This window comes from Macellibacteroides sp., from assembly GCF_050251695.1.
Classification (GTDB): Bacteria; Bacteroidota; Bacteroidia; order Bacteroidales; family Tannerellaceae; genus Macellibacteroides; species Macellibacteroides fermentans.
This window is the reverse complement of record NZ_JBFWMI010000030.1, coordinates 1-15,856: the sequence shown is the minus strand read 5'-3', so window position 1 is coordinate 15,856 and position 15,856 is coordinate 1. Positions and strand designations below refer to the sequence as shown.

The 15,856-nt window shown below is 40.2% G+C and carries 13 protein-coding genes; 11 read left to right on the top strand and 2 right to left on the bottom strand.

All coding sequences use genetic code 11. From position 1 onward, the window contains the following. The 3 genes from AB7E53_RS06435 to AB7E53_RS06425 all read left to right on the top strand — a co-directional run. The coding region (locus AB7E53_RS06435; RefSeq protein WP_446774790.1) for a LolA-like putative outer membrane lipoprotein chaperone at positions 1 to 492 on the top strand (492 nt) is incomplete at its 5' end. Positions 493 to 517: 25 nt separating this feature from the next. Continuing rightward, positions 518 to 1,471, top strand: coding sequence for a thioredoxin-disulfide reductase (trxB, locus tag AB7E53_RS06430; protein WP_446774788.1), 954 nt, complete (start codon positions 518 to 520; stop codon positions 1,469 to 1,471). 72 nt (positions 1,472 to 1,543) lie between these two features. Further along, positions 1,544 to 2,311 carry a glycerophosphodiester phosphodiesterase family protein gene (locus AB7E53_RS06425; RefSeq protein ID WP_079682075.1) on the top strand — a complete coding sequence of 256 codons (768 nt, stop codon included), beginning with the start codon at positions 1,544 to 1,546 and terminating at the stop codon, positions 2,309 to 2,311. Between the two features lie 51 nt (positions 2,312 to 2,362). Here the strand turns inward: AB7E53_RS06425 and AB7E53_RS06420 are convergent, their stop codons facing one another. Next, the gene (locus AB7E53_RS06420; protein WP_350456462.1) at positions 2,363 to 3,748 is read right to left on the bottom strand and encodes an NfeD family protein; all 1,386 of its coding nucleotides are present in this window, start codon (positions 3,746 to 3,748) and stop codon (positions 2,363 to 2,365) included. 186 nt (positions 3,749 to 3,934) lie between these two features. On the opposite strand from AB7E53_RS06420, the gene AB7E53_RS06415 reads away from it, so the two are divergent. The 7 genes from AB7E53_RS06415 to AB7E53_RS06385 all read left to right on the top strand — a co-directional run bounded on the left by AB7E53_RS06415 (position 3,935) and on the right by AB7E53_RS06385 (position 14,312). Next, on the top strand, positions 3,935 to 4,444 hold the full coding sequence (locus AB7E53_RS06415; protein WP_446774786.1) for an RNA polymerase sigma factor: 510 nt from the start codon (positions 3,935 to 3,937) through the stop codon (positions 4,442 to 4,444). A 331-nt stretch (positions 4,445 to 4,775) separates the two neighbouring features. Beyond that, positions 4,776 to 8,066: a SusC/RagA family TonB-linked outer membrane protein gene (locus AB7E53_RS06410; protein ID WP_446774784.1), complete on the top strand. Its 3,291-nt coding sequence runs from the start codon at positions 4,776 to 4,778 to the stop codon at positions 8,064 to 8,066. 41 nt (positions 8,067 to 8,107) lie between these two features. Then, positions 8,108 to 9,850, top strand: coding sequence for a RagB/SusD family nutrient uptake outer membrane protein (locus AB7E53_RS06405; protein WP_446773148.1), 1,743 nt, complete (start codon positions 8,108 to 8,110; stop codon positions 9,848 to 9,850). 229 nt (positions 9,851 to 10,079) lie between these two features. Then, positions 10,080 to 11,363, top strand: coding sequence for a Gfo/Idh/MocA family protein (locus AB7E53_RS06400; RefSeq protein ID WP_446774781.1), 1,284 nt, complete (start codon positions 10,080 to 10,082; stop codon positions 11,361 to 11,363). A 265-nt stretch (positions 11,364 to 11,628) separates the two neighbouring features. Next, the gene (locus AB7E53_RS06395; protein ID WP_371689877.1) at positions 11,629 to 12,276 is read left to right on the top strand and encodes a bifunctional nuclease family protein; all 648 of its coding nucleotides are present in this window, start codon (positions 11,629 to 11,631) and stop codon (positions 12,274 to 12,276) included. An 11-nt stretch (positions 12,277 to 12,287) separates the two neighbouring features. Next, the gene (locus AB7E53_RS06390; RefSeq protein WP_068185677.1) at positions 12,288 to 13,604 is read left to right on the top strand and encodes a NupC/NupG family nucleoside CNT transporter; all 1,317 of its coding nucleotides are present in this window, start codon (positions 12,288 to 12,290) and stop codon (positions 13,602 to 13,604) included. Positions 13,605 to 13,613: 9 nt separating this feature from the next. Beyond that, entirely contained in the window at positions 13,614 to 14,312 is a 699-nt protein-coding gene (locus AB7E53_RS06385) for a 16S rRNA (uracil(1498)-N(3))-methyltransferase (RefSeq protein WP_446774779.1), read from the top strand. Positions 14,313 to 14,351: 39 nt separating this feature from the next. On the opposite strand, the gene AB7E53_RS06380 is transcribed toward AB7E53_RS06385, so the two are convergent. Next, positions 14,352 to 15,119: a hypothetical protein gene (locus AB7E53_RS06380; protein WP_446774777.1), complete on the bottom strand. Its 768-nt coding sequence runs from the start codon at positions 15,117 to 15,119 to the stop codon at positions 14,352 to 14,354. Positions 15,120 to 15,389: 270 nt separating this feature from the next. Between AB7E53_RS06380 and AB7E53_RS06375 the strand changes: the two genes are divergently transcribed. Continuing rightward, positions 15,390 to 15,856, top strand: a 467-nt coding sequence (locus AB7E53_RS06375) for a cellulase family glycosylhydrolase (protein WP_446774776.1), incomplete at its 3' end; no start/stop codon positions are given.

Sequence of the window (15,856 nt, the reverse complement as noted above, 5' to 3'; positions counted from 1 at the left end):
AAAGCGAATCAGAAAGCAGAGGTGATAGAGGGTAGCATACAGATGAAAGGTGATAAATTCACCTTAAAGACTCCTCAATCCTATACATGGTATGATGGAGCAACTCAATGGGTGTATATGGAGCAAACCGAAGAGGTAAATGTCAGTAAGCCGGAAGGCGACGAATTGCAGTTTACCAATCCGGTTGTATTGCTTAATACATACAAAAAAGGATTTACAGCCAAATACAAAGGCGAAAGTACCAATCAAAGCGGTAAGAAGGTATTTGATATTACGCTTGTTCCAAAGAACAGAAAAAGCGATATCAGTAAAATCGATCTGAGGATTGATAAAATAACCAATTTTCCTGCATCCATAACAGTTACTAATAAAAACGGAGTAAGCAATACCATTCTTATTAGTAAATTGGTAACGGGAGTAAACCAATCTGCATCCGTATTTGTTTTCGATCAGAGAAAGTTTCCAAATGCAGAAATTATCGATCTTAGATAAAACATAACATAAATAATATTTGAATATGAGTGATACAGTAAACGAAAAAGTACGTTGCCTGATTATCGGATCAGGACCTGCGGGTTATACTGCGGCAATCTATGCGTCCAGAGCGAATCTTTCCCCTGTCCTTTATGAAGGAATTCAACCGGGAGGGCAGCTTACAACAACAACCGAAGTAGAAAACTTCCCCGGTTATCCTGAAGGAATCACCGGTCCGGAATTAATGGAAGATCTTAAAAAACAGGCCGTTCGCTTTGGGACAGATGTTCGTTATGGACACGCAACAGCTACCGATTTGTCGGCTGCCCCATATAAAGTAACCATTGATGGTGAAAAAGTGATAGAGGCCGAAACAATCATTATTTCAACAGGAGCTACAGCCAAATACCTGGGATTGCCGGACGAGCAGAAATATGCAGGTATGGGAGTATCTGCTTGTGCTACATGTGACGGATTCTTTTATCGTAAAAAAACGGTCGCAGTAGTTGGGGGAGGAGATACCGCTTGTGAAGAAGCGCTTTATCTCGCAGGATTAGCTAAACATGTTTATCTGATTGTCCGTAAACCCTTCCTACGTGCATCAAAAGTAATGCAGGAGCGTGTTTTCAAGGCCGAAAACATTACCGTATTGTTCGAACATAATACCCTTGGGCTATTTGGCGAAAACGGAGTTGAAGGAGCACATCTGGTTAAAAGAATGGGGGAATCAGACGAAGAAAAAGTCGACATCGCCATTGATGGTTTCTTCCTTGCAATAGGACACACGCCTAATTCAGATATTTTTAAACCCTGGATTGAAACAGATTCTGTTGGATATATTAAAACAATTCCTGATACACCTCGTACAAATGTTCCGGGAGTGTTTGCTGCCGGCGATGTGGCCGATCCCCATTACCGCCAGGCTATTACCGCTGCCGGAAGTGGTTGTAAGGCCGCTATGGAAGCCGAACGTTATCTTTCAGAACTTGGTAAGTAAAATTTTATTATGGGAGACTGCCTGAAACAGTCTCCCTCTCTTTTATATAAATACTTAAATCTCAAAAGTACCATGAAAATTAAAAATTTCTTTCTCATTCTTCTTTGTTTATCCCTTGGTCTTTCTGCCGGGGCAAAAAATAAAACAAAAGTAATTGCACACAGGGGGTATTGGAAAATTGAAGGCTCGGCTCAGAACTCGATTAAATCTCTTGAAGAGGCTGATCGTATTAAGGTGTACGGCTCTGAATTTGATGTCCACCTTACAGCCGATAATGAGGCAATTGTGTTTCATGACAATAAAGTAAACGATATCAAAGTTCAGGAAGTAAATTACGACAAGCTGAAAGATATTCAACTTGCCAATGGCGAAAAGATCCCCACTTTAGATCAATATTTGCAAAAAGGTAAAAAATTAAAGAAAGCAAAGTTGATATTTGAATTAAAGTCCCACGCCACACCTCAGCGAGACAGAGAGGCTGCTGCTTTCATCTTAAACAAAATCAAAGAATACAAGCTCCAGAAGAAGACAGAATACATCGCCTTTAGTCTGGAAGCTGCCAAAGAGATCATTCGTTTGGATAAAAAGGCAAAAGTATCTTATCTTAACGGCGAACTTTCCCCAAAAGAATTGAAATCGTTAGGATTTGCAGGTCTTGATTATAATTACAATGTAATTAAGAAACACCCGGAATGGGTTAAGGAGGCTAAAGATTTAGACCTGACAGTTAATGTGTGGACAGTCAATACGGCTGAGCAAATGCAGGAAATGATTGCTCTTGGAGTCGATTATATTACGACAGACTATCCCGAGTTACTTCAACAAGAGTTGAAAAAATAAAAACAATAATCCCCGTCTATCTCTGCAGACGGGGATTATTGTTTTTAAGAATCAGGATTCTAGCTTCTCTACATACAGCTGGCTATTCTCAAAACGTAGCACCTTCACATTTGTTCCTTTCTCAATAAATCCCGATTCAGAAACTGCATCAAATTGAGCATTATCAATTTCAATTTTCCCCGAAGGCCGCAAAACGGTTGTGGTCTTTCCTGTTTTACCAATAAAAGCATTTAATTCGGGTGTAGACAGTGACTGTTCCAGATCGGTTGCAAGAGCTACATTCTTCAATAATCCCTTTTCCCCAATCTTATTTGAAAGCCAAATCATTAAAACAAAACTGCCTCCAATCCCCATTAGAACTGTAAGCACAGCCTTCCCCGAGTCGGTACCACTTATACCTCTAAAGTCGAAATCTGTGTTGTTAAGCAAGCTGAGCGTAAGTCCCCCAACAATAAATACAATTCCGGTAATACCGGTTACTCCAAACCCCGGAATAATAAAAAGTTCCACCGCAATTAATATCAGTCCGGCTACGAAGACCAGTATTTCCCAGTTTTGAGCCAGACCGTCAATATAAAGAGGGGCAAAATAAAGAATAGCACCGGTAACTGCTGCAGCCAATGGGAAACCGATGCCCGGTGATTGCATTTCGAAATAGATACCACCTATGATGCACATTATCAATAAGGATTGTATAAAAGGATTCATTAAAAACCCTTTGATTTTATCAGCAAAAGAGGGTTTATACGTTTTTAATTCGTAGTTCTTGTATCCCAGATAAGAGGTGACGACTTCGTCTACCGATTCGGCAATCCCATCACAATACCCCCAGGTAACTGCCTCATCAGCTGTGAATGTAAGTACCTTTCCGCTGTCAATCAAATTAGGGATTGCTATTCGGTCGTCCACCATCGCCTCGGCAATACGAGGATCTCTTTTCCACTTATAGATTGTATCGTTTCCTTGTACTATTGTATCTTTTCCGTGAGCTTCGGCTGTCGACCTGATCATCGACCGCATATAAGACTGATACTTGTCCGGCAGAGCTTCTCCAGTCTGGTTAACCACTGTAGCTGCACCTATATTTGCCCCTTTTCGCATATAAATCTTTTTACAGGCAATTGAGATCAAAGCACCTGCCGAAGCAGCATTATTATCAATAAAAACATGCACAGGAACCTTGCTGTATAAGATAGCGGTCCGCATGGAATCGGCGGCTTCAAGAAGTCCGCCGTATGTATTCATATGGATAATCACAGCCTGAGCGTTCAGCTGATTTGCTTCAGCCAACCCTTTACTTAAAAAAATTCTTGCAGCGTTATCTATTTCTTTATTAATATTAATAGTGTAGATAAGAGGAATGTTTTTATTTTGCGCATTTAGAAGAAATAGCGGAGCAAGCAATCCTGCCAGCAAAAGCGAAAGGAATGTTTTCATATTGATATTGTTTGATTAATTCGTTACAACTGCTGTAAAGTTACATTAATTTCTTAAGTTGTGATTTTTATTATTAATTTTTCTCAAACAATTGTTTAATTAAAAAATAATACATATATTTGTCAAAACTCCTAACGAGGGGGTAAAAGATTAATTAACCGATGTTTAACTTTATATACGTGTGGTATGAACGCATTGCAATTTCAGAAAAAATTATTGGGCATACAGGAAAACATGATGAATTTTGCTTTAATGCTCACAGCGAACAGGGACGACGCGCAGGATTTGATGCAGGATACAACACTAAAGGTGTTGGACAATCAGGAGAAGTTTGTTGACAATATAAACTTTAAAGGATGGGTTCTGACAGTAATGCGAAATATATTTATTAACAACTATCATAAAATAGTACGAACACAAACGGTCGTAGATCAGGGAGTGGACCTCTATAATTTGAATGTCGTTAATGATTCAGGTTTTGATTCACCAGATGGTGCATATCAGATTCAGGAAATAACAAAAGCAATCAACGGCTTGAATAATGAGTTGAAGATTCCTTTCTCTATGTTTCTAAGTGGTTACAAGTACAACGAAATAGCCGACAAGTTGGGAGTTCCTCTTGGAACTGTAAAAAGTCGGATCTTCTTTGCAAGACAAGAGCTACAAAAGGAACTTAAAGACTTCAGACAAGGATAAAGCATTTGATACAAAAAAAAGAGATCATGAAAATTGATCTCTTTTTTTTGACTATATTGCTGTTATTTAGATATAATAAGCCATTTTATACTTACCTCTCCTCTATTTTTGTTTATCAATCCTATCTTTAATGATTGAATAAGTATGTTGTATAGAATTGTTTTATAACATATATTTGCATTATATTCCTTTTATTCTTGATTTATGTAAAAAAATGCGCTGGAATGAAAAAAATAATTAAAATAATTTTGTGTGAACTAATTTTAATTATATACATTTGCGAAGTGCTCAAGAGTGAGCCTATTAATTAATGTTAACCTATTTTTTAGTTATGATGAACAAACAGTTAGCTTTTGTTAAAAGCGGGCTTGGTTTGGCGCTCTGCTTTTTGCTAGTGGGTGCGGGTAATACACCTCCTTTGTATGCCGCCAACACTGAAGTGTCAGTAAACCAACAAGCTAGAACAGTTACCGGTACGGTAAAAGACGCTAAAGGAGAAACTCTTTTAGGCGTGAACGTTGTGGTGAAGGGGACGACCAATGGTACCATTACAGACCTTGATGGTAAGTATTCTCTCGAGGTTCCCTCGAACGCTATTCTTGAATTTTCATATATCGGTTATGTTACCCAGGCAGTTCCTGTTACGGGTAGGGTAATGGATATTGTAATGAAGGAAGATGCCAGAAATCTGGACGAAGTTGTTGTTGTAGGTTACGGAACGCAGGCCAAGAAAGACATTACCGGATCTGTGGCTGTAGTGGACACTAAAGACCTTCTAGCATCCAGTGGATCTTCTGCTACTCAACAGCTTCAGGGAAAAGCTGCCGGTGTTTATATCGGACAGAACGGTTCTCCCGGTGCTTCCACCATGGTACGTATTCGTGGTATCAACACTGTAAACGATAACGGACCTCTATATGTTATCGACGGAGTATCAACTCGTAACCAGAACCTGAGCAGTTTAAACCCGAATGATATTGAAAGCATGCAGGTGTTGAAAGACGCATCAGCAGCTGCTATTTATGGTGCCCAGGCTGCCAATGGTGTAATTTTGATTACAACCAAAAAAGGAACACAGTCTGGTCAACCTAAACTAACTTATGATGGTTACTTTGGAATCCAAAAAACCGGAAAGAAATACGATGTATTAAACTCAACAGATCGCTTGAACCTTGAATGGGAAGCTAAAGCAAACAATTATGCCATCAACGGCGTTAATAAATTGCCTTCACACGTTCAGTTTGGAACAGGAGCAAAGCCTGTAATTCCGAATTATCTAACACAGGCAGGTGCCGGAGGTAGTCAGAATATCGATCCTAATACTTATAGCTATCCTGGCAATACTATGGTACCATTCTCTAATACAGATTGGTGGGACGAAGTTGACCGCGTAGCACCAATGCAGAATCACCAAGTTGGCTTATCAGGAGGTACAGACAAAGGCCAGTATAACTTAAGTGCCAACTACTTCGATCAGAGAGGTACTGTAATCGAATCCTATTATACAAGATATCAGGTTCGTGCCAACTCTTCATTCAATGTACGTCCCTGGTTGCGTTTTGGAGAAAACCTGACCTATGCATGGACAAAAGATCAGGGACTTACAAGTTCGGGAGCTGAGGACAATCCTTACTCATGGACATATCGTGCCTCTCCTTACGTTCCTGTATATGATATTAAAGGAAATTTCGCGGGTTCTAAGATTGCAGGTACCGGTAACTTCCAGAACGTGGTAGCTCAACAGAAACGTAATGCTGATAATTATTACACCAATTCACGTATATTTGGTAACTTGTGGGGAGAAATTGACTTTATGAAAGGTCTTACCTTCAGAACCAATTTTGGTGTGGACTATACCAGTGCTTATCAATATCGTATGAACAAAAAGAACCTCGAATTCTCTGAAACCCGTGGAACAAACGACCTGTTTGAACAATCAACATTCAACTTCCGTTGGGTATGGACCAATACATTGGCCTTTGATACAAAATTTGGAGAAGATCATTCCTTGAAAGTATTATTAGGTACAGAAGCTATCCGCGACGGATTAGGCCGTGGTTTAAGTGGTCAGCGTTACGGTTATTTGTACGAAAATAATACAGACACTTGGGTGTTATCAATGGGTGTTAATGACTTGACTCGTGTTAACAATTCATGGTATAATGGAGAGTTTGCATTGTTTGGAATGTTTGGTCGTGCCGATTACGCATACCAGGATAAATATTTAGCAACAGTGATAGTTCGCCGAGACGGTGTTTCCCGTTTCTCTAAATCAAATCGTTACGGAACATTCCCATCTGTATCTTTAGGATGGCGTATTTCTGAAGAAGATTTCATGGAAAACACACAAGATTGGTTGGACGACTTGAAACTTCGTGTTGGTTATGGACAGACAGGTAACGCTGAAGTTCCACGTGCTACGAACTTTGCTTACGAATTCTCTACAGATCCACGCACAACAGGTTACGATTTAGGTGGAACCAATGGTACAACTTATACAGGATATAAATTGAACAGATTTGGTAACGAAGATACCAAATGGGAGTCAACCGATATGTTTAACGTGGGTTTGGATGCAACTTTCCTGAATGGTAAATTTACTGCAGGTGTTGAATGGTACACCAAAAAGACATCAGATATGTTGGTACAGGCCTCTTATTCTGCTTTGGCAGGTGAAGCAGCTAAACCATACATCAACTTTGGTGATATGAAAAATAAAGGGGTTGATGTAACCTTTAACTATAGAGATAATGCCGGTGATTGGAGTTGGGATTTAGGCTTGAACCTATCTCATTATAAAAACGAAGTTGTTCGTTTGGCCGAAGCAGACGATGCTTCTTTCTGGGGAGCCGGTGCCCGTATCAGCGGTAACATTACCCGTACAACCAAAGGTCATCCAATTTCAGAATTCTACGGATATAAAGTGGTAGGTTTCTATGAAAGCGAAGCCGATTTGGCCGCTTCTCCTATACCTCTTGGTGTTGCAGACAGAGCTTCCATTAAGCCGAATGCATGGATTGGTAAATTTAAATTTGCTGATGTTAACAACGACGGCAAAGTGACTACTGCCGACCGTACCTTTATTGGTTCACCTCATCCTGATTTGATTGCTGGTTTGAATGCAACAGTTACGTATAAGAATTTTGACTTTACGATGTTCTGGTATTCAACCATAGGTAACGATTTGTTTAATAACAATAAATATTTTACCGATTTTTGGTTGTTTGAAGGAAACCGATCTTCCACTATGCGCGATAAATCATGGAAGGCTGGAGCAGATAATAGTAATGCTGTATTGCCTGTCCTTGATTATGGTGATAGCTATTCCGGAACAAACTCAAACTCATATTATGTAGAGAATGCTTCATTCTTAAGATTGAAAAATGTTGTTTTGGGTTACACATTCCCAAAAGCCATGTTGCAAAAAGCTACAATATCTAATTTAAGAGTGTATTTGCAGGCAGAAAATATTCTGACAATCACAGGTTATTCAGGTCTGGATCCAGAATATACCAATGCAAGCTTAAATGCAGATAGTGGTAATGACCTTCGCAGAGGTATTGATATGGGAGGTTGGCCGTCAACCATGCGTTTCTTATTTGGTGTTAATTTCGCATTCTAAGAAACGTCTAAGTCTAATTAATTATTTTAAATCAAAGAATTATGAAACATAATCTTATAGCAATATTTGGTTTCGCTACTTTATTAACCTTCGGCTCTTGTGGTGAAGATTTTCTTTACAAAGCTCCGCAGGGTAGTATCGACCAGAATGCTTTGCAAAATGCAACAGGTGTGGAGTTGGTTGTTGCGAATGCGTATGCCAATTTAACTGAAAATGGCTGGGGTGCAACTCCTTTTAACTGGACATTCGGTGGTATGTACGGTGGTGATGCTAATAAGGGTTCCGACCCGGGCGACCAGTCCGTATTGAACGAAATGGAGATGTATAATACGGCATCTACCAATGGTTATCTCAATGAAAAATGGGTGTGGACGTACAAAGGTTCAAAGCGAGTTTCAATCGCAATGCAGATTATTGCTGCTACAACAGACATGGATGCTGCGTTGAAAGAAGTCAGAATGGGTGAACTGTATTTCTTACGCGCTATGTTCTATTTCGAATCTGTAAAGATATTTGGTCCGTTTATTCCTTACATTGATGAAACTTTTACAGAAAACGATCCAAAGGTTCACAACGACAAGGATATTTATCCAAACATTCTTGCCGATGTTGATGCTGCAATCGCTAAATTACCGGCTACTCAACCCGAAGTTGGTAGAGCCAATGTATGGGCTGCAAAAGCATTGAAAGCAAAAATTTTAATGCAAAAAGGTGATATGACTGCTGCTAAACCTATTTTGAAAGACGTAATTGAAAATGGTAAAACATCCAATGGCTTAAAATATGGTTTGGAAGACAATTTGAATAACAACTGGAGTGCACTTACCGAAAATGGAAAGGAATCCATATTTGCTGTTCAGTTCTCAAATGATGCGCAAAATAATGGTAACTCAGGTATGTCGTTATGTTATCCACATAACTCAGGCCCAGGTGGTTGCTGCGGTTTTTATCAACCTTCTTACGAATTGGCCAATTCATTTAAAGTAGACGCAAATGGTCTTCCATTACTTGATAATTCGTATCGTAACGGAACCTCTGTTTCTTATGTGAATCCTAGTTCTGCTGAAGATGCTCCGATATCTTTGAATAGTAATGACCCTGTAGATCCACGTCTGGATTTCGCAATCGGTCGTTATGGAATTCCATACAAAGATTGGGGACTACCAAAGAATGACTGGGTACGTAACCCTGTTAACGGAGGTATCTTCTTACCTAAAAAGCATGTATATAGTGTGGCTGAAAAAGAAGCTGGTCAGACTGCTATTCATGACGGTTGGGCTCCCGGATCAACCATGAATTTACAATATCTAAGCTTGCGCGACTGCATTTTGATGTATGCTGAGTGTTTGGCTAATGATGGCGATTTAAAGGGTGCAATGGATCTTGTAAACCAGATTCGTACACGTGCAGCTCTTCCGGCTAACATAATTAAAAATGCCGCTGGTCAACCTGCTGCCAATTACAAGATTTCGACTTATCCGCAAAACCATGCAGCCTTTACAGATAAAGCTACCTGTATCAAAGCTGTACGTATGGAACGTAAGTTGGAATTGGCTATGGAAGGACAACGTTGGTTCGACTTACAGAGATGGGGTGGTAGTGTTATGGCTACTGAGTTGAAGGCATATGTTGATTTTGAAAAACAATATATTCCAAAATTTGCTGCCGCATCTTATCTGCAAGCTGCAAGAACAATGTTCCCAGTACCAGATGGTCAGATTCAAACCATGGGTAACGACGAAAGTGGTAAACCTTATCTGGTTCAGCCGGAACCTTGGAAATAATAGAATTCTTTTATTGCGAAAAGGGCATCTACGGATGCCCTTTTTTATTTTATATAAGTTTATTTATATCAGCAATAACATTAAAGATGAAGTCTCAGTTTTGATATAAGGGAGTATTTCGCTCCCTTTTTTAGTTAAGTGAATATTGTCTGTGAATAAGAAATAACTATCTTTGTGAAATGCCAATATTTAATCTATTAATATAAAGCGATTTATAATGAATACCGATGTGAAAAAACTTAAAGCTGTAACAGCAGTTGTATTGGGAGCAAGTGGAAGAGGAAAACTTTATGGAGATTATTCGCTGGAACACCCCGAAGATTTATTGATTGTAGGAATTGCGGAACCTGTGCCTTTACGAAGGGAAATGTATGGAGATAAGTACCATGTTCCAGTAGAGAACCGGTTGGCAACCTGGGAGGAAATGCTTGCTAGACCTAAATTTGCAGATGCAGTGATTATTGCCACTCCGGATCACTTGCATTACGCACCTTGTATGAAAGCGTTGGAGCTGGGATACGATATCTTATTAGAGAAACCAATCGCACAAACCGAAGAAGAATGCCGAAAGCTGGTGGATTATGCCCGTCAGACCGGTAAAATAGTGGGACTTACCCATGTGTTACGCTATTCTCCTTACTTTTTGATGCTTAAGGAGATGGTTGACAGCAAAAAAATTGGAGATTTGGTAAGTATTCAGCACTTCGAGCCGGTTGATCATGTGCACATGAGCCATTCGTATGTACGGGGAAGCTGGAGAGATTCCAAGGCCAGTACCCCATTGGTATTGGCTAAATCAAGTCATGATCTGGATATATTACATTGGATTGTAGGTAAACCATGTAAGAAAGTAGTTGCTTTCGGCGATTTAGCACACTTCAAGGCTGCTAATGCACCTCAAGGAGCTCCACAACGTTGCACAGACGGTTGTCCGGTTGAAGCCGACTGCCCGTTTTCTGCATTAAAAATATATTACCGCGACCGCACCTGGCTTTATGTTTTTGATCTGCCCGAGGATCCGGATAAGCAGGGAGACGTTATTCTCGAAAATCTTAAAAATGGTAACTACGGAAAGTGTGTATACCATTGTAACAATAATCAGCCCGATCATTACACAATGCTTCTTGAATTTGATGGTGGAGTGACGGTTAATTTCTCCATAGAGGCTTTCACATCCTACAGTGGCAGACGTACCCGGATTATGGGAACACGTGGAGACATAGTGGGAGATATGGAACAATTTGTACACACTGATTTTGCTTCCGGCAAATCTGTAACGTATGATGCCCACGCGATGGATGCCCTCAACTACGAAGGTGTAGGACATGGGGGAGGAGATACCGGTATGATCAGGGATTGGATTGAGGCTGTACGTAAACAAGATTCTTCATTGATGTCTACACCGCTGGAAGATTCGCTGGAAAGTCACCTTATGGCTTTTGCTGCCGAGCGTAGCCGGGCAAAGGATAAGATAGTCTATATTCGCCCTTTGAAGCATTATTTAGGTCTTTAATAGTGAAATAAAGTTAAATATCGCGAATTTGAGCTTCAAACGTATGTTGTACAACATAAATACCTTATCTTTGCACTGTGTTTTTCATGGTATTAGATTTAAGGTTAGCAATGAAGATTGGTTGTCGGGATGACAACCTTTTCTTTTTTTATACAGATTTATACAGAATCCACCATCTTTTTCTCCTTTTTAATCGAACGTTTAAAGGATATCGCAAAATAATATTACTTTTGTAGATACATTTTAGAATTTAAACGATAAAGTTGTGGAAAAAAAAATCAAATTACGTGTTCAGGGATTAACTAACAGTCAGGTTCAATCAGGAGCTTATGCATTAATACTAGCAGAAGAAGATGGCAATCGCCGTATTCCTGTGATTGTAGGAACTCCCGAAGCCCAATCGATTGCTATTGCTCTCGAGTATATTACTCCCCCCCGTCCATTAACGCACGATTTATTTGTAAGTTTTGCTACTGCTTTTGATATAAAACTGAAAGAAGTTTATATATATAAATTTGAAGAAGGCATTTTCTATTCAGAGTTACTGTTTACAGACGGTAAACGAGAGGTTCCGGTAGATTCTCGTACATCGGATGCAATAGCCATCGCTTTACGAGCTAAATGTGATATTTATGTATCTGAATCAATCATGATTGAAGCCGGAGTTGTACTGGATGAAGATGTAGAAGATAATGCTGATGAAGATTTTGAAGACGACGATGATGACCTGATGGCTATGGATCCGGATGAGATAAAGGATGATGAAGCCCTGAAAAGATGGTTGGGATTAATTGATGACGAAGAATTAAACAAACGTCTTGAAGAGGCAGTGCAGGATGAAAATTACGAGCATGCCAAAATGTATCAGGATGAGATACGTCGCCGTAAAAAGGATAAGGAAGAAACCGAATAAACAAAACATGTATGGTCGCATCAACCGGCGGATTTGGAATTGAATCGCTCCTGCGAGGTGTAGTAGGCATTATAACAGTGCTTGCAGTTTCATATTTAATGAGCTCAAACCGTAAAAAAATTGACTGGAAACTGGTGGGAAGCGGACTCCTGATTCAGTTTGTCCTGGCTTTATCCGTTCTTTATGTACCTTTTGTAGGTACACTCTTCGAGCTCCTTGGCAAAGCATTTATCAAGTTGATGGACTTTACGCAAGCCGGTGTTGGTTTTCTTTTAGGCCCGTATGCGACAAAAAGCAATGGATTTATCTTCCTTATACATTCGATGCCGGTTATCATTTTCTTTACAGCCATCGTTTCTTTATTTTATCATTGGGGAATTATCCAACGTGTTGTTGGAGCATTCTCCTGGGTACTCAGAAAATTTATGAATGTATCCGGTGCCGAAGGGCTGGTTGTTTCGGGTAATATTTTTATGGGAATGACCGAGTCGCCTGTATTGATCAAGAATTATCTGCCCTCAATGAATCGTTCCGAGATATTTCTGGTAATGGTTGCAGGGATGGGTACGATAGCCGGTTCGGTGATGGCAACCTATATCGGGATGCTTTCTGGAGGAGATCCGGCTGCTCGTTTGCTTTTTGCCAAACATTTACTGTCGGCTTCGGTGATGGCTGCCCCCGGCTCTATTGTAATTGCCAAGATGTTATGTCCGCAAACCGAGCCGGTTACCGAACAGGAGGTGAAGGTTTCTTTAGAGAATCAACATCACAATATATTGGAAGCATTGGCCTCGGGTACTTCGGTTGGAATAAAATTGGTAGTAAACATTGCGGCGATGCTGTTGGTATTTATTTCTATGGTTGCACTTCTGAATTATGTTTCAGAAGGACTTATCGGGAAATACACCGGACTAAATGATTGGGTGGTATCCGTTACAGATGGCAAGCAGCAGGGTTTCACATTTCAATTTATCTTAGGAATAATCCTGTCTCCATTTATGTGGTTGATAGGTGTGCCTTTTGATGATATGATGCTGGTAGGTTCCTTATTGGGGCAGAAAACAATTCTGAATGAATTTGTCGCCTATTTTCAGTTGCAGCAATGGAAAGATGCCGGGTTATTTGTATATGAAAAGTCTATAATCATGTCGACCTACATCCTTTGCGGATTTGCTAATATATCATCCATCGGTATACTTTTAGGAGGACTAGGAGTTCTTACTCCCAATAAACAAAATTTGATAAGCAAACTAGGAATTCCAACCATGATCGGCGGAGCTTTGGTTTCCATTATGTCGGCAACCATGGTAGGAATGATTTTAGGATAAAAGAGATTTATGCAAATATTTTATACGCCGGACATAGCTGTAAATACAGAGTTGCCGGATGAAGAAGGGCAGCATGCCATTCGAGTACTCCGGCTAAACGAAGGAGCCGAAATACTACTTACAGACGGTAAAGGAACATTTTATAAAGCTGCCATTGCTGTTGCCAACGCTAAGCATTGTCGTGTTGATATACTTGAACAATGGTCGCCAGGCAAACTATGGGACTTTACATTGCATATAGCCGTTGCCCCAACCAAAAATATGGATAGGCTGGAATGGTTTGCAGAAAAAGCAACCGAGATAGGTATTGATGCCATAACCTGTTTAAATTGCCGTTATTCGGAACGTAAGGAGGTAAAGCCGGCCCGTATCGAGAAGATACTGGTTAGTGCTATGAAGCAATCGCAGAAAGCAACATTACCAGTATTAACCGGAATGACCGACTTTAAGACGTTTGTTTCTCAACCATTCGACGGACGCAAATTTATTGCTCATTGTAATGAGGGCGAAAAGCCATTGATAAAACAGATCTATAATCCGGGAGAATCTGCCCTGGTCCTGATCGGACCCGAAGGCGATTTCAGTCCGGAAGAGGTTGCATTGGCACTGCATAACGGCTTTGAACCAATATCTTTAGGAGAGAGCCGACTCAGAACGGAGACTGCCGCACTCGTAGCCTGTCATACCTTACATGTACTAAATCAATAAACGCTTGCGTTGACAGGCCGGATAAGAGCGTAATCTCCATTACCGGACATTGTTAATGGAGTTCTTTACGGTGTCGTGTTTTGTTTTAAGCACAGAGCTGATCGAATATGTTTTTCCCTCAATTTGAATCGTTCCTTCTACTTTATAGGTCTGGGGGGCTACCTTTACCATTTGCCTTGTAAGCGAAACGGGGAAAAGTTCCTTGCTATCCGTATTCATCTCTTTTTTCTGAAGCCCTTGGTTTACCTTTTCACCAAAGGTGGCTCCCTGGGTTTGTTTGGGAACCGTTACGTTCATCGAGATACGGTTGGGCATGGAGTTGTTTGTATTTATACTTTCCGCTTCGATGTTTAGCCAAAGATTTTCAGGAATGAGGGCTATCACCTTTTCTCCGTTTTCATTTTCAACAATTATACCGTAGGTTTGCATGGTTTGGGTTGAAAGCTCTTTGGTTATTGTAATGGGCTTATGTTGTCGTTTCCCGGTAGCCATGCCACTGGCGTGATCGCGGGCGGTTACTATCTTCAAGTCATTTCTGAAGAGGTTTTCCTGCTCTTGATTATCGAATACCCATTCGATTACTACCGGTTCCAACTCAATAACTTCGAAAACGATTTTGGGAACATTCTCTTTATCCAACATTCCATCGCAATCGTTGTCCCGTCCGTCAAAATTCGCCTTTTGGACCATTTGGCGGGAGGTCTGTTCCATATTTGTACTCTTTCCAATCGCTTTCGAAAGCGTGTTTTGCGGATAAACGTACAAGCTACCCAGCAACAAAATAATCGTTATGCTCAAAGTTTTCATAATACCGTGCATGAATTGTTAATTAATTGGGTGCATATTCTCTTATATATTATGTATAACAATTCCGGAGCTTATTTAGATTGAATTACTTCCCCCAAAAATACAGAAGGGTGTTTTTACATCGGTAACATCAGGGAGGTCAGATATAGTCTTTACTTAAATTAATGACTCTGAATAGATTGCTAAGAGTGTAATAATTAGCCACTTTGTTTGGAAAACCAGTTAAAATAGGTTAGATTTGTAACTTCCGGTTAACTTTATATAGCTAGTATGATAACACGTAGAGATTTCTTGAAGATGGCAGGTACGGCCTCTGTTGTGGGAGCGCTTAAGCCTGATTTTGCATTTGCCGATGTAATGAATACTTTTTCGGAGGTTAATAAGCTCCCCAGGTGGAGAGGTTTTAATTTACTCGATTTCTTTTCGCCGGTGAAACGGGGACCTAATGATTGGAACGCATCTCTGACTACCGAAAATGATTTTAAATGGATGGCCGACTGGGGTTTTGATTTTGTTCGTATTCCGATGGCATACCCCTCATATCTGCAGTTTGATCCTAAAGGCGATCCTAACAAACGAATTACAAAAGAGGAGGTTCTTCAGTTTGATGAATCTGCCATCGAAAGAGTAGATCATCTGATATCAAAAGCAAACCAGCACGGCTTACATGTAAGTCTGAATCTGCACCGTGCTCCCGGCTTTTGCATCAATGCGGGTTTTCATGAGCCCTATAATTT